Below are 19,502 nucleotides of genomic sequence, written 5' to 3'. Positions count from 1 at the left end.
TACTAAATTGCTGCTATATCGAGAAAAATTTTAGTGGTAGATCCTCTATTTCTCCAGTTTTGACAGGTAAAAAATGCATAAAATGCAATAAAACGCGATGGATTAGATTATCTATTCAAAAAAAAATGGAGAGCTAAGCTCTCCATTTTAAGTAACGCATTGAATTTATTTGGCTTTAGGCCAAAATATTGCCGATAGTGCTGGAAGAATAATAATTGCTCCCAACATATTTACTAAAAACATGAATGTCAGCAAAATTCCCATATCCATTTGGAATTTCAATGCAGAGAAGAACCAAGTACTTACACCAATGGCTAATGTGAGTCCGGTAAATATCACCGCACTACCGCGCTCAACTAATGCTTCAAAATAAGCTTGTTGAACCGCCATACCGTTAGAAAGTTTATTCGACATGGTAGATAAAATATAAATACCATAATCAACCCCGATGCCTACGCCTAACGCTATAACCGGTAAAGTGCTCACAGCTAAACCAATGTCAAGCAAGGTCATTAACGCTTGAGCCAAGGTGGATACCACATATAATGGGATAATGACTGCAACCGTTGCTTTAATTGATTTAAAGCTGATTAGACACAAAATAAATACCGCACCATAAACATACAACATCATAGGCAGTTGTGCCTTGCTAACCGCTTCATTGGTCGCGGCCATTACCCCTACAGGGCCAGATGCCAGTTTAAACTGCAATTTATCGGTATTAAGTTCAGCCGCCACTTGCTTCACTTTATCGACAACCACTTCAATGGTTTCAGCTTTATGATCTTTCAAAAACAGATAGACCGGCATAACCGAGCAGTTTCCATTTAACAAACCAGAAGTGGTTGGTACTTGACCGACCGCCTGCACTAAGCTTGCTGTGGTGCGAGGTAAAATCTCCCACTTTGGATTACCCTCGTTAAAGCCAGCATTCACTTTTTTAGCGATAGAAGAAAGGCTGACTGTTGACTCGACTCCAGGGGTATTAGCCACCATCCACTCAAATTGATCTATCTGCTTTAATACCGAATGGTAAGTACAGGCTTCGGGTTCAGCTTCTACAATTACCGACATAACATCGGTAGTAATTGAAAAATGATCAGTAATAAAAAAGGTATCTAGGTTATAGCGAGAGTCTTGGTGTAAAGCAGGAGCGCCACCTTTTAAATCACCAATCTTCATTTGAGTCGCTTGCATAAAGCCCACGCAGTACAACACTGCGGTACAAGCCAGTACTACCACGGCATATTTTTTAGTGGCAAATTTAGACATACCACGCCAAAGATTTTCTATCTTTTGTTTTTGCTCAACATTTTCTTTAGCATTAGACAAATTGGTATAAGAAATCACTAATGGCAGCAAGATCAGATTAGTAAGAATAATCACTGCAACCCCTAGTGAGGCAGAAATAGCTAACTCACGGATAATCCCAATATCAATGGCCAATAAGGTTAAAAAGCCTACTGTGTCAGATAATAATGCAACCCCACCTGGCACTAACAAACTTCTGAATGCTGAAGCCGCAGCGGCTTTAGTCACTTGACCATCAATAACACGACGTCTAACCGCATTAATCATTTGCACGCCATGACTGACACCAATAGCGAACACCAAAAATGGCACAAGAATAGACATCGGGTCTAAGCCAAATCCAACAACCGTTAATAAACCTAGTTGCCAAATAACCGCCATTAAACTGCACACCAGCGGTAACACGGTTAACATGATCGACTTTGAAAACAGGTAAACCATCGCAGCAGTAATGGCAATGGCGATCAAGAAGAATAATAAAACCCCTTTGGCACCATCAGCAACATCTCCTGCCATTTTGGCAAAACCGATAATATGAATTTTAATATTCTCGTTTTCAAATTGACCACGTAATTGCTCTTCTAATTGCTGAGCAAACTTGATGGTATTCAGTGGTTCACCGGTTTGCGGGTCAAAATCCATTAACTGAGCCGATACCATTGCCGCAGAGTAATCATTGGCAATTAACCGCCCCACAATGCCCGCCTTTTCAATATTGTCTCTGACAATATTTAAGCCATAATCATCAGTTCTAAAGTCAGCTGGAATCACTGGGCCACCGGCAAAGCCGTCTTCTACGACTTCGGTAAAGCGTGTTGAGGGTGAAAATAACGATTTAACTTGAGAGCGCTCTACACCTGGAATGAAAAATAATTGATCATGAACATTTTTAAGGGCTTCAAAAAACACCGGATTAAAAATATTTCCGCTAGTGTCTTCAACCGCCACCATAATGCTGTTGGCGCCACCAAAATCCTTTTGATGTTTGGTGTAGGTTTGCATGTAGGTATGATTAAGCGGAATATTTTTACTAAACGCCGCATCCATTTTGAGCTGGCTAGCTTGGTAACCTAAAAAAACCGTAATAAGAATAAACGAAATTATCACCCACATTCGGTTTCTAAATAAGTGAGTTTCAAAGGTATTGACCAGTTTTTCTAACATCTTTGCGGCCCTATTATTGTTGTTTTAATTTTGTTGATGCTATTGAGGTAATTGAAACAAGCCTTTTGAGCCTGCAAACCAAATGTCACCTTGGTTATTTTTAGCAACTGACACAATGTTCTCACCTTGACGACGCTCAACAATTGTCGCTTGAGTGTCTTTAACTTTTAAGATGATTCCGGCATTACCCACAAGGTATAAATTGCCCTCATGAACTAATGCGCCATTGATTGATGATTCAACAGGTAACTCAAGTTGCTCCCAACCATCAAATGAATCATTTGTTTTGAAAACATGACCTCGTAAGCCCATAACATAAATATCACCGTTATGAGTAATGGCATTAAACATCGAGCCATCGTAATCAAACTCGACGGTGCTAAATGTTTGCCCTTGGTCATCAGAAACTGCCACTGTTCCTAATTCTCCGACTAATAATAGACGGTCATTACTGATGTTGATAATTCGATTGAAGTGCGGCAAAAGTGCAGCACGTTCAGACAAATAAAGTTGTTCATCTTCAGCTTTTAAATCATTAAGATAGGCAATATCTTCTTCAAATAACAACTCTTGATGGAATTCATCAACCCACGTTTTCCCACCATCTTGAGTGCGATAAAACAGTCCATAGGCACCCACAGCCACCCCATGGTTTTCATCAAAAAATAGAATATCTAAAAAGGGTTTTTCAATATCGGTTGACTGCATTTGCAATGACCACGTTTGGCCACCATCTTGGGTGTGTAATATGGTCGCGTCATGTCCAACAGCCCAACCTAAATTGGCATTTAAAAAAAATACTTTAGTGAGTTGTGACAATACTGGAGTATTAACCTGCTGCCATTTCTCATTTAATACGAGTACGTGACCACGTTGGCCAACCGCAACTAATGTGTCACCGGCATTAGCGATATCGACGAGTAATGACGACTGAGCTAAAGGTTGAATTTGAGCAGATAATGGATCGAATTGAGCAGAAACTGAAGCAGTATATAAACATGCACTTAAGCTTAACGCTACAGTACTGCGAAGCATGCTAACCGTCATACAAACTTCCTTACATATAGGGGCGCAAAGCGCCCCATTAAAAACAAATCAAACTATTTGATAACGCTTAACGAATGCCCGCACGACGTAATGCGTCTGGGGTAAAGTTAGCTTCAGATAGATTGGCATCGAAGTTATACATGCGACCTTCGTTATCTAATCCCATGGCTAAATAACGACGAGATTGTAAATCATGGAATATTTCTAACGTACTCCAATGAGTCGGTACTTCGTAATAGTTAATCGTATGTGCTGTGCCTACACGATATAACTCATCACGGTTATCGTACATGTCAGTTAATGACACTTGCCAAGAGTCTTCGTCAATGTAGAAAACACGCGTTTTATAAATATGACGCATGCCATCTTTCAGGGTTGCTTTCACTTCCCATACACGGTGTTTTTCCCAACGAGCATACTCAGGATTAATATGACCAGGTTTTAGAATTTGGTCATATTCAACGGCATCAGAATGCAACTTGTAATCATTATATGGAATAAAGATTTCTTTTTTACCGACTAACTCCCAGTTGTAACGCACTGGTGAGCCGTTGAACATATCAAAGTCATCGGTTGTTCTTAAGCCATCTGATACTGTACCTGGAGTATCAAATGCAACATTAGGGGCTTTACGAACACGTCGTTGACCTGTGTTGTAGGTCCAAGCTTGGCGTGGTAGTGCTTCTTGATCCATGGTTTCTTTAACTAATAGTGCAGTACCTGCTAAACGAGCTGGCTGAGTCACTACTTGCTTAAAGTAAAATAATGTATTGGTTTCTTTCAGTTTATCGAGTGTGATTTCTGGTCGAGTATATTCAAAGCGAATTTCTTCAGCGTTTTCAACCAAAGTATAAGAACCACCTGCCGTTGGCGCAGCTTGGCTTCGGTGAGTTTCTACATCAACACCACGGAAACGAAGAATATGATTCCAAATGACTTCTAAACCATTTTGTGGAATAGGAAATGGCACACCAATGACCGCACCAGAAATACCATTACCTTCAGCGACTAGCTCAGCCGTCGTCGCATTAGCTTTAATGGCATCATAAACATACTGTGGCGATGAAGCTGTACGACGAGTTTGGTAAACGTTCATCTTGTATGTATCAGGGTACAATTCAAATAATTTGTTTTGACCAGGCGTCAAAAACTCTTGGTATTCAGCCTTATTCGCATTGGTAATAGTGAACAACACTTTGTCATCCGGGAATGGATTTAAGTGATGCATTCCTTTTTCATAACCCGCAACTGGCTTAGTAATGCCACCGTCCCAAGCTGGAATTGAACCGTCAGCATTAGCGGCTTTTTCTGCGCCCATTGGCGTTAAAGTTGTACCAAGTTTGGCTGCATCAGCTTCTGATACTTTCGCCATCGCAACAGGTGCCCCTAGAGCCATAATCACTGCTGCCGATAATATCGTCAGATTTTTCATTATTATTATCCTTTTTAAATCGAATACTTGACGTTAAACGAGACGTAATCTCGGTCTTCCATCGCGTTCGTTGTTCCTACACCACCAAAGAAGCTGTTGTATGAGAAATCGACACCCCAACGATTTTGATAGTCAAAATTCAATCCAAGAGCGACTGATTTTTTGCCCTCTGTAAATAAGAACATAGGGTCAGGTGTAATACCTGATACATCGTGAGAGAAAATCACTCGCGGAGCCATATTCACACCCGCAAACACGTTATTAAAATCCGCTTTTGCCACTAAACGGTATCCCCAAGCAAAATCAGTGGGAAACGGGTTAGTTTCTGGACCATTATGTAACGCTTCAATAATGCCTGGCATATCTGGATTGCCACCAGAACGCGCTGTACCTGGGCCATTTAATCTTAGCTCATCAAAACCTGGCATGTCGTGAATCCACACACCACCTACTTCGGCCAACATAGTTAAGTTATCAGTGCCTAACGTTGGACCAAATAAATGAGTGAATGTCATTTGTGCTTGGGTGGTATCTAATTGAATGAAACCGTCCACTGTTGCACCTGGTGCAACCACGTCCATTTGCGAAATACCGTCTAAATCAGGACGAAGACCCGCATTGGCTAATTGTTGTGGCATGGCGGCAAACAGTAATTCAACATCATCAATTTGTAGAGGCTCATCAACGCGGTGAGCAATTTCACCTGCTACTGAAGTATCGCCTACTAACGTGTTGAAACTAAAGCCGTATAATTGAATATCTTCAGGATAAACAATTTGCGCTTTAGTGAACGTTTCCATGCTCAACAATAATTCACGGTCAATGTTTCCGCCACTAGCGGCAAGTTTACCGTAGTCACCAGCAATGGCTGCTGAAGTAAAGTTAGAGGCAGTACCGCTAATAAGTGGACGTCGACTGTGATAATTCATGTAGTAGAAACCAAACTCGGTTTCATTTAAATCAGGGGCGTAATACCCTAACTTAACACCATACTGACCATCATCTTCAGGTTCAGCTTCATCTTGAATCAATGCAACCTTGGTTGAATAAGCCGTCATAGCTGATGCCAGAGCTGGATTAAAGTTAGCCGCAGCAGCTTGGCCGTACAACGCTTGATACTCTGCAATCAGAAAATCTAAATTGATATCGGGGTTTGCATTAAAGCCTAACTGTGCATTTTGGTTGTAACCACCAAAACCGGCAAAGTCGTTAGTTGCAAAGTTTGAACCGGGTGTTGGCACCCAAACAGGTTCCCACTGATATTGATAAAACGCTTCAATATTTAAGTTGTCGGTTAAGCCTAAAGAAGCCCAAACCATACCTTGAGGGCGGAAAGCTTCTTTCAGTTCTGCACCAGGTGCATTCAAAATGTTCAAATCAACAGGGTTAATCACACCGATACCATGTGGAATAAGGGTACTTTCACCCCAAGAAACCACTTGATTACCCACACGAACCGTTAATGGGTTTTGGCCATCATTTAAATCCCAGTTGGCATAGATGAATGCGTCTAGTAAACGAATGTCTTTACACTGTACTTCAGACGCTCGGTCATCATCACATGGGTCAAAGCTGTTACCCGTAAGCGGGTCATTAAAATCGTAACTGCCGTCATTTAGCTTGCGGTCATAAAAATACATACCACGGACAAATAAGCCGTAGTTTTCATATTTTAATGAAAGCTCATGCAAACCTTTTACGATTTCAGAGGTGGTATCACCTTGAGAGTAAAGTAAATTACTTAAGTCATTGTTGCTTGAATATGATCCAGGCTGAGCCCAAATTTCAGCTGAAGTGTACTTTGTATCACTAAATGCAGAGTAACCAGACCAATCAAATTGTGGTTGGTTAACTTTACCTATTTGACCTTCCCAATCACGCTCGCCAACACGCCAGCTTGCACCGACTGTCCAAGTAGAGTCGAAAGTACCATCAACATCCCCCCAATTAAATGAGACGGCTGACACATTTGAACTCATACCAAAACATAAAGCCGACATTACCCCCAAAGTAATTGCCGACTTGTTAAATTTTTTCTTAACAATATTCATTTTAGCTTATCTCCGTAACCTGCTGGAATCGTTGTTATAGGAATTTAAACCAACATCTTGTTAGCCCACAGGCAACATCATTGTTACAGTAATTGACCTTGTTCGGCAAGGCTAAAATCAACAAAATATGCAATAAAATTAACGTTATTAACGATATGGTTACATGCTGAGCAGGGTTCATATTTGAATTATACGAGTAAAAAAAAATGCCTTTACACAACAAACATGTAAAGGCATTGTTTTTCAGCGACTTACATAGAAATAAACACTAATTAGACAAACGAACGAGTGAATCACTCGTTTTAAGTAATTACTCTAATTTTATTAGCGATTTGTATTTTCCTTCTTCATCAAGTTCTAATATAAATTGACCTTTAATTCCCACTGGCGTTAAAAAGGGTTTAAAGTATTTTGCATGAATTTGTAACTGTCGCCCATGAATATCATTGGTTAACACTGACTCGCTAACACCCTGATAATAAGGCAAAAAATCATCATAACTAATATTAATGTTTAATTTGAATTGCATATTAATACGCTCTTATTCAAAACAGGAAAGCAAGCTCTCCTGTTTATTTACCCTAAAACCCGTCAGCGTTAACCTAAGGCTTTAGTGACTTTTTCGAATAAGTCTTTAGACAAGTCTGGTAACGATTTCAATGTTTCAAGCGAGCGCTTCATTAACATTTGTCTTGTATCATCAAATTTCGCAAATTGAATTAAAGGTGTAATCATTCTAGAGGCGACTTGCGGGTTAGATTTATTCAATTTGATTAATATCTGGGTCAAATATTCATAGCCTGAGCCGTCTTTTTTGTGAAACTGATAAGTATTACCCGCCACAAAACTGCCAATTAATGAACGAACACGATTGGGGTTGTTAAAGCTGAAGCTTGAATGCTGTGTAAGTTTAACTATTTGATCAATAACATCATCATTATTTGCCGTTGCCTGTAAAGTAAACCACTTATCCATTACCAATGGTGTTGAATGCCATTGCTTCTCGAACTGAGCTAATAACTCAGTTAGACAATCAAACTGCCCTACTGTCGCCGCTTTAAGTGCTGCTAAGGTATCGGTCATATTAGTTGATTGTTCAAATTGGCTAATAACAAGTCCCTCATGTTGTTGAGAAACATAGCTTAATAACACCAATGCGGCATTTTTAAATGCACGGTGTTCAGCAGTATCAAATGAGTTGAGTTCGCGGTAACGCGCTACTAACTCATCTTCACAGGCTGAGGCAATTTCTTCGATAACAAATTCACGAGCCACTTGCAGCAAATCTAAGTCAACTTTATCAACTTGCTCAATTAATGAAGAAGCCGAAGGCACATTGAGTATTTCAGCCACTAGCGCTGGGTCAAGTTGCTCATTAAGAATGACGCCTCTAAATGCTTCTAAGACTCTATTATCAACCGCCATTGATTGATGTTGTGCAAGGTGGTCAACATTATCCCATACTGATTGACTAAATAACTGCACAGAGGCTTCCCAGCGAGCAACCTCACTGGATGCGAAACGCATTAAGTGAACTAAGTGATCAAATTCAACCGTGTATTGCAGTTTTACCGGTGCAGAAAAGTCCTGTAGCAGAGAGGCTATCGGTTTAGCATCGAATCCATCAAATACAAACTCTTGTTTAGCTTGAGTGAAATCTAAAACTTGATTAACAATGGAATGTCCTTGGTCATCAAGCAATTCAATACTAAATGGAATATGTAAGGTTTGCCCTTTAACGCCTTGACTTGAAACCTGCTGGGTTAGATGTAATTTGTATTGGCCTGAACTAGAGTCAAAAGACTCATCAACCGTTACAACCGGAGTGCCTGCTTGAGAATACCAGCGACGGAATTGTTGTAAGTCTTTCCCTGTTGCAGACTCCATCGCATTGACAAAGTCGTCACAGGTGACGGCTTGACCATCATGACGCTCAAAATAACACTTCATACCGGCCTGAAAACCTTGTTCACCCAGAATGGTATGCATCATACGAATCACTTCTGCACCTTTATTGTATACGGTGACGGTATAGAAGTTATTCATTTCAATGACTGATTCTGGACGAATAGGATGGGACATAGGCCCTGCATCTTCAGCAAACTGTTGGTTTTTCATTACCTTTACAGCTTGAATTCGATTAACCGCTCTTGAACCTAAATCAGAGCTAAACTCTTGATCTCTGAATACCGTTAAACCTTCTTTTAAACTTAATTGGAACCAATCACGACACGTCACTCGGTTACCCGTCCAGTTATGGAAGTATTCATGGCCTACAACAGACTCAATACCATGGTAATCTTCATCGGTAGCACTGGCTTTATCTGCAAGAACATATTTAGTGTTAAAGACATTTAAGCCTTTATTTTCCATCGCCCCCATGTTGAAAAAATCCACAGCGACAATCATATAAATATCGAGATCATATTCTAAATCAAAACGCTGCTCGTCCCATTTCATTGATTTTTTTAGAGATTCCATTGCATGGGATGCTTTATGTAAATTACCTTTATCAACAAAAACCTGCAATTTGACATCTCTACCTGACTGAGTAATAAAGTGGTCCTCTAAAAGATCAAAGTCACCTGCCACCAGAGCAAACAAATAACTTGGCTTAGGGAACGGGTCTTGCCATTGAACAAAATGGCGACCAGAACGTGGCATTTCGCCTTGCTCAATTTGATTGCCATTACTGAGTAAAAAAGGAAATGCCGCTTTATCAGCTTCAATACGCACGTTATAAATGGCTAATACATCAGGTCTATCTAAAAAGTAGGTAATTCTTCTAAAACCTTCTGCTTCACACTGAGTACAATAAGCACCATCAGACATATACAAGCCTTCTAAGCTGGTATTAGCTTCAGGATTCAGTGCTGTAATAATCTCTAATTCAAATTCATTAAGGTCAGTGGTAATTGTTAGTGAAGTGTCTGTGCGACGATAATCATGGTTTTTGCCATTAAGTTTTACTGACTCTAACTCAAGCTGCTCACCCTCTAACACTAAATCAAACTGATGTTCATTAGTTCGCTTTACTTTACTAGTGGCAATAACCTTAGTGTTTTCACCATCTAAGATAAAATTTAAATCAATATGGGTAATGGTAAAATGTGGCGCGGTATAATCTTTTAAATGCTTTGCCTGAGTTTGAGACATATAGGGTCCTTGCTATTTTTATGTTCAATAACAAAAAACGCGCCAAAGCGCGTTTTTATTTTGTAAGTTAATACTATTTAGCGACTTTCGCTGTTTTCTTCGCATCAACCATATCAAGAGTAATGTAAGCCGTTTCATCTAAGAATGGATCGGGTGCTTTGGTATCTTTATCATCTTCAATCTCATCCAAAGACTTAACCACTTCTAGCCCTTCACGCACACGACGCTCATTGGTTCTATCTAACGCTCGTTTGTCGTCATCTTCACGTGATTTAACACGCTCAGCTTCAACCAAAGATATGGTTTTGTCATTATGATGTTTTTTAAATTCAGCGATATCTTCATTAATATAACCAAACTCAACATCATTACTAATTCGATTAGTATGTTTAGCGTCTAGGTTGCTGATCAGCGCAGGCGAAATATTACCTAAGGTACTGTATTGAGCTACAGGCACTTTATCCCACGGTAATGCATTTTTCTCTTCTGACTCACCATATTCACCCGGCTCTAACGCACTTGGGAAGCGAATATCAGGAGTCACACCTTTTAGCTGAGTACTGCCGCCATTAATGCGGTAAAACTTAGCGATAGTATATTGCACATGACCGATAGGCTTTTCATACATATCGTAAATACGGCCTAAACTCTTATGCTGCTGAACCGTACCTTTACCAAACGTTGACTCACCTACAATTAATGCACGTTCATAGTCTTGCAACGCTGCCGCAAAAATTTCAGATGCCGATGCACTATAACGGTCAACCATCACAGTTAATGGGCCGTCATACGCCACTTTGCCGTCATTATCACGATTTTGATTAACACGACCATTAGCATCACGAATTTGAACCACAGGGCCCATTTCGATAAATAAACCCGTTAATAGAGTCGCTTCAGTTAACGCGCCACCACCATTGCCACGAAGGTCAATAATCACGCCTTCAACGTTGGCTTCTTTTAACTTAACTAACTCTTTAGCGACGTCTTGCGAAAGGTTCATATAGAAGCCAGGAATTTGAATCACACCGACTTTTCTATTAGCGTATTCACCCTCAGTCGGTTCAATTACTTCAGAGGTTGCAGCGCGATCTTCTAAACGAATTTTATCCCTTACAATGGTGACTTCAAAAGGTTGTGCATTACCACCGCCTTTATTTGGCAAGACTTGTAATACCACTTCACTGCCTTTTGGGCCTTTAATCAGTTCAACAACGTCGTCTAAACGCCAACCAATCACGTCAACAATTTCTTCACCTTTTTGACCCACACCCACAATCTTGTCTTCAGGTGATAGCTTTTCACTTAATGCTGCTGGTCCGCCAGCCACAAGACTTTTAATAACAGTGTAATCATCATCCATTTGTAATACTGCCCCAATGCCTTCAAGGCTTAGGTTCATTTCCATTTGGAAGCGTTCAGCATTGCGAGGAGATAGATAACTTGTGTGTGGTTCAACTGTACGTGCAAAGGCATTCATAACACTTTGAAAAACATCTTCGCTGTGAGTTTGGCTTAGACGCTTAATGGCGTTGTTATAACGTTTGGTGAGTATTTCAACAATTTCTGGCCATTTTTTACCGGTTAACTTTAGATTTAACGCATCATATTTAACACGCTGACGCCAAAGTTCGTTTAATTCAGCTTCATCTTTTGGCCATGCTGCTTCTTTACGATCAAATTCATAAGCATCACCTTCTTTGGTAAAGTCAAATTCGGTTGAAAGTAAAGTCAGCGCATAAGAAAAGCGCTCATATCGGCGGGTTTGCAGTAAGTCGAACATTTTATAAGCTGGTGACATATCACCTGCTTTTACCATGTCATCAAACTGATGCTTGTACTGGTCAAAATTTTTGATGTCTGCTTGAGTCAATACATTACGGCGGTAATCTAATTGCTCTAAAAAGCGGGCATAAATCTGCTCAGAAAAAGCGTTATCTAAGTCAAAACGATGATAGTGCGCTCGGGTAAATAAGTTAGTCACCCGTTTGCTAGCCACCTGGTGTTGTGGCTCCTGACTTAATTTGGGTAACTCGCTGATTTGAATAGTTGGTGAAATTGCATATGCCGAGAATCCAATAAATGCACATGCAATTGACGCGGCCAAAGTGAGTTTTCGCATCAACAAGTTACTCCTTTAAATTATACTAGTATGTGGTCTACACGTACCTTAATGCTCAAGCCAGAATCTAACTGTACGTGAACGTCATCTTTCTTAATATCCGTAATAGTGCCAGAGACTGGTGATGCACCAAGCTTAACATTAACACGTTGATTTGCAGCTAATTGCTCCATTTTTGCAGGAACTAAATTAACCACTGGGGCAGCAGGTTTAGCCACTCGCTCTTTTTTCGCAGCTGGGCGAGGTTTTACGGCTTTTTTGGCTGGTTTTTTAGCAGCTTTTGGAGCTTGAGCTTGGCGTTTTGCTTTCGCTTTTTCTTGGCTCTCTTTCAAAGTAGCTTGAGCATGATCAACATGTTCTTGTTCTAACTCGCCACATTCGTTGCCGTCTAAATCAACACGTTGTACACCCGCTTTGACACCTTTAAGGTATCTCCAACTGCTTGTATAGCGACGTAAAGCAACACGTAATTGTGTTTTACTGACTCTAGAATCATCAGCTAACCGTTCAGCCAAATCTTGAAATAAACCAATTTTTAATGGTTTAGTCTCACCTTCTGCAATAAAACAAGCAGGAAAGGTTTCATATAAAAACGCTAAAATTGCGTTGGTGTCGGTCAACTTGTCTGTTGATTCCATTTTTACTTCCACGTTAAATAAGGGGACTAAATAGGCATTGCCTGAAGTCGTTCATCTTTTGTTAAGCAGTACAGGAAATCTGACCCTTAACCTACAAATTAGCACTAACAACCAAATTGCTAAAGCCTCAGAAACAAACCTTAACAAATTTAAATGGGTTTACACTAGTGTCTATCGGGTATTCATCCACAATGGTGGTCCCATAAGTGCGCTATTATAAAGCCCACAGCAGCGATTGCGACCATCATTTGCAATTTATTGTTCGCTATTTAACCAAATAAGCATTTTTCAAACTGTTTAACCAGTAATTCGAGGCCAATTTGATCATCTTGGTCAAAACGGTCTAACATTGGGCTATCAATATCCAATACCGCGATGATTCGATTATCTTGTCTTACAGGGATGACAATTTCTGAATTACTGGCTGAATCACAGGCAATGTGGCCATCAAATTGGTGTACATCGGCAACTCTTATGGTGTCATTGTTAGCTGCAGCAGTTCCACAGACCCCTTTACCTAACGGTATGCGAGTACAGGCAACTTTACCTTGAAAAGGGCCTAATACAAGTTGGTCATTTTTCAAAATATAAAAGCCAGCCCAGTTTAAATTTTCAAGGTTATCATTAATTAACGCTGAAAAATTAGCCATACCGGCAATCAGATCATCTTCTGAGGAAAGTAACGCTTCAACTTGACGTGATAAAATTTGGTAAAACTCAGCTTTCATTGTGTTTCCTGAAATAAACTAAATAGATAATATAGCCTTAGATTATCAGTTGTTAAAGCTGATTAGAATTAATCTTCCTTAACGGCTTTCTTTTTGGTTTTAGGTTCTTTAGCAGGTTTAGCTTTAACCCCACCCTTTAATATATTGGCTAAATCATCTTTGTTTGAAGCTAAGTAAAATGCCAGCTGCTCACATTTGGTTTCATCTAATTGCGCATCTGACTCGGCTAAAAATGGGACTAAGTTATCGACTATGTCGAGCATTTTGTCGTAAGCATCGGCTTCTTTTTTTGATGTGAAAGTCATCTTTTCAACCCCTTCTCTTACCACGACAAACTGAGTTATTACTGCCATGAACACCTCTCCACTGTTTTTATATACAGTGCAAGAGTGACAAATTTTGCTCATTGGTGCAATAGAGAAGTGCTTAAAAATGACTTTGTGGCGTTAAATGATTAATATTAGTCTTAATTCGGTTTAATTTCGTATACTATATCGGCCAATTAGTCAGGATAATTGTATAAAAAACATAATGTCTGAAGCCAAGTCTTATAAAGCCGTCATCCTTTGTCGCTCTTGTGATTTAGTGATCAGGAAACGTGCGTTACCTTCAAATGTCAGAGCACTTTGCCCTCGTTGTGACACAGCACTTTATGACACGCCATATTGTTCAATTAACGGACTACTGGCGCTATGTATAACCGCATTATTGTTATTTTTACCGGCTAATTTACTGCCGGTATTGGAAATTCATTTTTTGGGAAGTATCCGGACAACAACCGCTTACGAAGCCGCTATTGAAGTTTGGGTGCAAGGATATTGGGTGGTGGGATTAGCTGTCCTCATTTCCGCTGTTATTGCGCCCGCTTTATTAATATTGTCAGTGCTGCTTCAAGTCTTAATCGTAAAATTGAATTTATGCTCCCCCTTTTGGCAATCAATCTTTCTTCAACTGCTCAAAAAACACGGGTTACTGTCGCAATTAACGATGCTAGAAATTTATGTCATTAGCTTCCTTGTATCAGCTTTTCAACTTTCAGATTTTTCAGATGTTTATTTTGGAATGGGTACGCTAAGTTTTACCTTGTTGTTTATCGCCATGTTATTTTTACAACGAGAATATAATCTCGAGCATATGTGGAGCTATGTCCATGATGAGCAATAATCAAACCCGCCCAGCAAATCACAATGAAACGAGCGCTCGGACTACGCTTGAAAGTCTTGCGCCACAAGGGAAAAAACTCGGTATTTGTTTATGCCCTACCTGCAAAAAAGTTAACTCTCTCACGTTAACTCATTGTATTAGATGTAAAACAAAGCTAAGTACTCGAAATTATGCTAGTGTACAACAGAGTTGGGCTTTGTTAATAACGGCCATTATTTTATTGGTTTTAGCCAATGTTTATCCTATTACTTTGTTAACTAATCGCGGCGTTGTTACTAACGACACTATTTTCAGTGGCATCGCTCATCTGATACATACTGGCATGATCCCAATTGCTATAATTGTGTTTACGGCCAGTATTTTAGTGCCTTGGCTAAAGATTATTGGTTTATCACTTTATCTTTGCGCCATTAGTTTTAAGATACCCATTTCAAAAAGAAAGATGATGATAGGGTTTCACATTATTGAATGGATTGGTCGTTGGTCGATGCTAGATTTATTTGTCATCTCACTGACCGTCGCATTAGTTAATATGGGGCAATTACTGGATGCAAAACCGGCTCCGGCAGCAACGGCATTTGCGTTAGTTATTTTACTCACTCAGCTTTCAGCAAAAGTACTAGATACCCGCTTACTTTGGGACCGATTGGAAACACATAATGACACAAATTGAATCACCAAAAGTTGTTAAGAAAAAACTATTCTCCCCAATTTGGTTACTACCAATCGTCGCGTTAATTTTAGGCGCTTGGTTAGGCATCAAAAGCATTAAAGAATCAGGAATTGAAATCAATATTCATTTTCCCAGTGCAGCAGGCATCGACATTGGTAAGACACTGGTTAAATATCAGGGATTAACGGTAGGAAAAGTGTCCGACATTAGTATCGATGATGACTTAAATGGCGTAAACGTTAAAGTCGTAATGGATTATCGAGCAGACCCATTTTTACTTCAAAACACCCAATTTTGGTTAGTAAAACCCAAAGCAAGTATAACGGGGGTCGAAGGCTTAGAAACCCTTTTTTCGGGTAACTATATCGCAATACAACCCGGTGATGGAAAATCAACTAAAGAGTTTGAAGCTCAACGAGAAGCCCCTGCAATTACTCATGGTTCCGAGGGGATGGTTGTAGAACTTCATGCTGAGAAACTAGGCTCTATTGATGTTGGCTCATCAATATTTTACCGACAAATTCCAGTGGGACATGTGGTTGGTTATCGCCTTTCTGGCAGTGAAAAAGTCATCATCAGTGCCTTTATACAAGAACAATACGCTCACTTAATCCATACTGACTCACGATTTTGGAATGTTTCCGGGTTAAAAATTGATGCGTCTTTATCAGGTATTTCAGTGAATACTGAAAGTCTAGCATCCATTTTAGCTGGCGGCATTAGTTTTAATACCGGTAGTAAAACCGTTAAAGCTAAAAATGGCGAAGTGTTTCAATTATATCAAGACCAAAAATCAGCAGTGGGTGGCATTGAGTTTACATTAACCCATGAAAATGCCGAAGACATAGCTGAAAACGCCAGTATTGTATATCGCGGTATCAGCGTCGGAAAGGTTGAAAAAATTGATCTCGCCGATGATGGAGTGAAACTTTCAGCGACATTAGAACATAAATACCGCTCTCTATTAGCTGCCGATAGCCTATTTTGGATATCAGGGCCTGAAATATCCTTAAACGGCATTAAAAACCTTTCCAGAATGGTCACCGGCAATATCATCAATATTCTTCCGGGTACGAATACAGAAGCCTTACCTGACAGTTTTCCATTAGCCGACAATGCACCTGATTTAATGCATGCCAAAAAACTTGCTATTAAATTAATCGCACATAGTCACACAGGTATGTCAGTAGGCGCACAAGTTAGATATAAGCAGCTGCCTATTGGTGAGATTGTTACCACTGATTTAACTGAAGATTTTAGCGCTGTAGAATATCAAGCTGAAATATACCCTGAATTTAAATCCCTGATTACTCAAGGGAGTTTTTTCGTTACAGAATCTGCACTCTCTATTGATGCGTCATTGGATGGGGTGAGTGTTGAAACCCGCGATTTAACGACATTATTACAAGGAGCTGTCACCTTAGTGCCTAGCAAATCAAAATCTTTAGCTAAGCCAGGCAGCCAATTTACGATTTATGATGACGTTGAAAGTGCTAAATCCTTGTTTGCCGAACAGCAAAAATTACCGTTAACATTATCCAGCATAGACGGCGCAAATTTATCTGAAGGAGCACCGGTCTATTATAAAAAAATGGTTATTGGTCAGATAAATAAGATTGAATGGCAAGCTGCCACTGATTTATTTTCATTAACCTTATCCATTGATAAACAGTTTAAACAACTTATCAAACCGAATACCGTATTTTGGCGCAATGATGCCCTATCGGTTAATGCCAGTCTTTCGGGTGTTCAAATTGATGTTGCTCCACTTGCTGGCGCGATTAAAGGCAGTATTTCATTAGGGTTCGTTGACGATGAAATTTTCAATGATATACACGATTTAACTCTAACAAAGCAACATGATGTTATCGTCAATACACAACTTTATGATGATAAACACTTAGCCCTAACTCAGGCTAAACCAATTACAATAACCTTGCCTGCTTCAGCTCAAGTTGACGCCAACTCCCCTATCCGATACCGAGGTCATCAAATCGGTGAAATAAAACAGGTGAAGTTAGCAAAAGATCTTAGTCAACAAATAGCTCAAGCCTATTTATACGGTGAATATGCCACTCATTTCAGTAAATCTGACAGTGAATACTTTGTTGTAGATGCACAAATATCTTTAGCGGGTATTAAGAATGTTGAGACCTTAGTTTCTGGTGCATATATTGGTGTTTTACCTGGAAAATCTGACCAATCATTTAACGAGTTCAGCGCTAAGTTAGCCAGTCGATATGATGCTAATAGGCCTAAAAATGCAATTGGTTTTACCCTAGTTGACAATCAATTAGGCTCAATCAAAGTCGGCACACCCATTTTCTTCAGGGGCATCAATATTGGCCAAATAGATGGTTACAACTTATCAGAAACTGGGCAGTCTGTAATGATGTTTGCCCACATACGTCAAGAGTATGTTCACCTAGTGAACCAAAGTAGCCAATTTTGGGATGCATCGGGCATAAAGCTTGAAGTGGGTATTTTTTCAGGCGCTCAAATTGAGACGGGGTCACTGGAAACATTATTATCTGGCGGTATTTCAGTGGTCACAGAAGATGTCACTACTGAAGCAAATAAAATGACTTCTTCCAGCCAGTTTACTTTACATAACAGAATGAAACCTGAGTGGGAAAATTGGCAGCCAGCTCAAAAGTAATCATTAAACGGAGTATCTTAATCATTAAGGTTTATTGGTTAAGATACTCGGCACTTTCTCTATGAATATATTATTGGTAAATTGGAATGACCAGATATAGGTAATTTACTGATATACTCTTTTTAGTTCTCTTCCAAGCCCCCTATTTCAAGCGGTGCTTTCATTGTTCTGAGAGTCAATATGAAACTGTTAAAACCCCTGTTCGATAATAATAAAAATTGGGCAGAACGCATCAACAAAGAAGATCCAAGTTTTTTTGAGAAACTGGCTAAACAACAAAATCCTGAATATCTGTGGATTGGTTGCTCTGACAGTCGCGTGCCATCGAACCAAATTATCGACCTGATGCCTGGTGAGGTATTTGTCCATCGAAATATTGCAAATATGGTTATTCATACTGACTTAAATTGCTTGTCGGTAATTCAATATGCTGTTGATGTACTAAAAGTTAAACATATCATGGTTGTCGGCCACTATGGATGTGGCGGTGTTAAAGCTTCGATGCAAAATCAACGCTTTGGCTTAATTGATAATTGGTTGGGACATTTACGCGATATCTATCGTATGTATCAATCTGAGTTAAATCAACTTGATGAAACAGACAAGTTTAATCGACTCTGTGAACTCAATGTCATTGAGCAAGTCGCTAACGTCACTTCGACACCGATTATTCAAGAGGCATGGGATAGAGGCCAAAATGTCGCTATTCATGGTTGGATCTACGGTATAAATAACGGCTTATTGACAGACTTAGATGTCACCATAGACAGCAATAGCAGGTAGAGCAGAAGCAATCGCCATTCCAGTAACGACCCAACCGTCATTCCAGTAATGCTTTTGAGCTGGAATCTGCACTAAATACTTAACAGCAGATCCTCGATTAAAGATTTCGAGGATGACGAGCCAACCGTCATTCCAGCAATGCTTTTGAGCTGGAATCTACGCTAAATACTCAACAGCAGATCCTCGATTAAAGATTTCGAGGATGACGGGGTTACCGTCATTCCAGCAACGTTTCTGAGCTGGAATCTACGCTAATTACTCAACAACAGATCCTCGATTAAAGATTTCGAGGATGACGAAATTGGATGTGTTCGAGGATAACAGAAATATCGTCATTTCAGACTAATCCCAACCGTCATTCCAGCAACGCTTTTGAGCTGGAATCTGCGCTAAATACTTAACAACAGATCCTCGATTAAAGATTTCGAGGATGACGACCCAACCGTCTTTCCAGCAATGATTTTGAGCTGGAATCTACGCTAATTACTCAAAAGCAGATCCTCGATTAAAGCTTTCGAGGATGACGAGCCAACCGTCATTCCAGCAATGATTTTGAGCTGGAATCTACGCTTAA

At 39.8% G+C, this 19,502-nt stretch carries 14 protein-coding genes; 4 read left to right on the top strand and 10 right to left on the bottom strand.

Annotated elements, in window-relative coordinates:
• Positions 1-165: 165 nt before the first annotated feature.
• The 10 genes from L2672_RS15795 to L2672_RS15750 form a co-directional block, all read right to left on the bottom strand.
• Positions 166-2,475, bottom strand: coding sequence for an efflux RND transporter permease subunit (locus tag L2672_RS15795; protein ID WP_248996810.1), 2,310 nt, complete (start codon positions 2,473-2,475; stop codon positions 166-168).
• 39 nt (positions 2,476-2,514) lie between these two features.
• Positions 2,515-3,522: a WD40/YVTN/BNR-like repeat-containing protein gene (locus L2672_RS15790; RefSeq protein ID WP_248996809.1), complete on the bottom strand. Its 1,008-nt coding sequence runs from the start codon at positions 3,520-3,522 to the stop codon at positions 2,515-2,517.
• A 67-nt stretch (positions 3,523-3,589) separates the two neighbouring features.
• Entirely contained in the window at positions 3,590-4,954 is a 1,365-nt protein-coding gene (locus L2672_RS15785; protein WP_248996808.1) for a DUF1329 domain-containing protein, read from the bottom strand.
• 14 nt (positions 4,955-4,968) lie between these two features.
• Positions 4,969-7,005 carry a DUF1302 domain-containing protein gene (locus tag L2672_RS15780; protein WP_248996807.1) on the bottom strand — a complete coding sequence of 679 codons (2,037 nt, stop codon included), beginning with the start codon at positions 7,003-7,005 and terminating at the stop codon, positions 4,969-4,971.
• A 310-nt stretch (positions 7,006-7,315) separates the two neighbouring features.
• Entirely contained in the window at positions 7,316-7,534 is a 219-nt protein-coding gene (locus tag L2672_RS15775) for a DUF2835 family protein (protein WP_248996806.1), read from the bottom strand.
• Between the two features lie 68 nt (positions 7,535-7,602).
• Complete coding sequence (gene pepN / locus L2672_RS15770) at positions 7,603-10,161, bottom strand: aminopeptidase N (protein WP_248996805.1); 2,559 nt, start codon at positions 10,159-10,161, stop codon at positions 7,603-7,605.
• Positions 10,162-10,234: 73 nt separating this feature from the next.
• Positions 10,235-12,283 (bottom strand): carboxy terminal-processing peptidase, encoded by a 2,049-nt coding sequence (gene prc, locus L2672_RS15765; protein ID WP_248996804.1) that lies wholly within the window; start codon positions 12,281-12,283, stop codon positions 10,235-10,237.
• 20 nt (positions 12,284-12,303) lie between these two features.
• Entirely contained in the window at positions 12,304-12,921 is a 618-nt protein-coding gene (proQ, locus tag L2672_RS15760) for an RNA chaperone ProQ (protein WP_248996803.1), read from the bottom strand.
• 269 nt (positions 12,922-13,190) lie between these two features.
• Positions 13,191-13,649, bottom strand: coding sequence for a GAF domain-containing protein (locus tag L2672_RS15755; protein WP_248996802.1), 459 nt, complete (start codon positions 13,647-13,649; stop codon positions 13,191-13,193).
• 68 nt (positions 13,650-13,717) lie between these two features.
• A complete protein-coding gene (locus L2672_RS15750) occupies positions 13,718-14,002 on the bottom strand; it encodes a YebG family protein (protein WP_248996801.1) in 285 nt (94 codons plus the stop codon).
• Between the two features lie 178 nt (positions 14,003-14,180).
• Here L2672_RS15750 and L2672_RS15745 point away from each other — a divergent pair, with 178 nt between their 5' ends.
• The 4 genes from L2672_RS15745 to can all read left to right on the top strand — a co-directional run bounded on the left by L2672_RS15745 (position 14,181) and on the right by can (position 18,928).
• Complete coding sequence (locus tag L2672_RS15745; RefSeq protein WP_248996800.1) at positions 14,181-14,813, top strand: paraquat-inducible protein A; 633 nt, start codon at positions 14,181-14,183, stop codon at positions 14,811-14,813.
• A complete protein-coding gene (locus L2672_RS15740) occupies positions 14,803-15,486 on the top strand; it encodes a paraquat-inducible protein A (protein ID WP_248996857.1) in 684 nt (227 codons plus the stop codon). The genes L2672_RS15745 and L2672_RS15740 overlap by 11 nt, the downstream gene beginning before the upstream one ends.
• Positions 15,473-18,145, top strand: coding sequence for an MlaD family protein (locus tag L2672_RS15735; RefSeq protein WP_248996799.1), 2,673 nt, complete (start codon positions 15,473-15,475; stop codon positions 18,143-18,145). The genes L2672_RS15740 and L2672_RS15735 overlap by 14 nt, the downstream gene beginning before the upstream one ends.
• A gap of 180 nt (positions 18,146-18,325) precedes the next feature.
• Positions 18,326-18,928, top strand: a complete 603-nt coding sequence (gene can, locus L2672_RS15730; RefSeq protein ID WP_248996798.1) for a carbonate dehydratase — start codon at positions 18,326-18,328, stop codon at positions 18,926-18,928.
• Positions 18,929-19,502 lie beyond the last annotated feature (574 nt).

The organism is Shewanella gaetbuli, from assembly GCF_023284065.1.
Lineage (GTDB): Bacteria > Pseudomonadota > Gammaproteobacteria > Enterobacterales > Shewanellaceae > Shewanella > Shewanella gaetbuli.
The sequence above is the reverse complement of the archived record's forward strand: the minus strand, read 5'-3'. Positions and strand labels throughout refer to the sequence as shown.

Bases quoted from the DNA above. Each gene is read 5' to 3' on its own strand.
- can (WP_248996798.1), top strand. From the start codon at position 18,326: ATGAAACTGTTAAAACCCCTGTTCGATAATAATAAAAATTGGGCAGAA.
- proQ (WP_248996803.1), bottom strand. From the start codon at position 12,921: ATGGAATCAACAGACAAGTTGACCGACACCAACGCAATTTTAGCGTTT.
- prc (WP_248996804.1), bottom strand. From the start codon at position 12,283: ATGCGAAAACTCACTTTGGCCGCGTCAATTGCATGTGCATTTATTGGA.
- L2672_RS15790 (WP_248996809.1), bottom strand. From the start codon at position 3,522: ATGACGGTTAGCATGCTTCGCAGTACTGTAGCGTTAAGCTTAAGTGCA.
- pepN (WP_248996805.1), bottom strand. From the start codon at position 10,161: ATGTCTCAAACTCAGGCAAAGCATTTAAAAGATTATACCGCGCCACAT.
- L2672_RS15740 (WP_248996857.1), top strand. From the start codon at position 14,803: ATGAGCAATAATCAAACCCGCCCAGCAAATCACAATGAAACGAGCGCT.
- L2672_RS15745 (WP_248996800.1), top strand. From the start codon at position 14,181: ATGTCTGAAGCCAAGTCTTATAAAGCCGTCATCCTTTGTCGCTCTTGT.
- L2672_RS15785 (WP_248996808.1), bottom strand. From the start codon at position 4,954: ATGAAAAATCTGACGATATTATCGGCAGCAGTGATTATGGCTCTAGGG.
- L2672_RS15750 (WP_248996801.1), bottom strand. From the start codon at position 14,002: ATGGCAGTAATAACTCAGTTTGTCGTGGTAAGAGAAGGGGTTGAAAAG.
- L2672_RS15755 (WP_248996802.1), bottom strand. From the start codon at position 13,649: ATGAAAGCTGAGTTTTACCAAATTTTATCACGTCAAGTTGAAGCGTTA.
- L2672_RS15775 (WP_248996806.1), bottom strand. From the start codon at position 7,534: ATGCAATTCAAATTAAACATTAATATTAGTTATGATGATTTTTTGCCT.
- L2672_RS15780 (WP_248996807.1), bottom strand. From the start codon at position 7,005: ATGAATATTGTTAAGAAAAAATTTAACAAGTCGGCAATTACTTTGGGG.
- L2672_RS15735 (WP_248996799.1), top strand. From the start codon at position 15,473: ATGACACAAATTGAATCACCAAAAGTTGTTAAGAAAAAACTATTCTCC.
- L2672_RS15795 (WP_248996810.1), bottom strand. From the start codon at position 2,475: ATGTTAGAAAAACTGGTCAATACCTTTGAAACTCACTTATTTAGAAAC.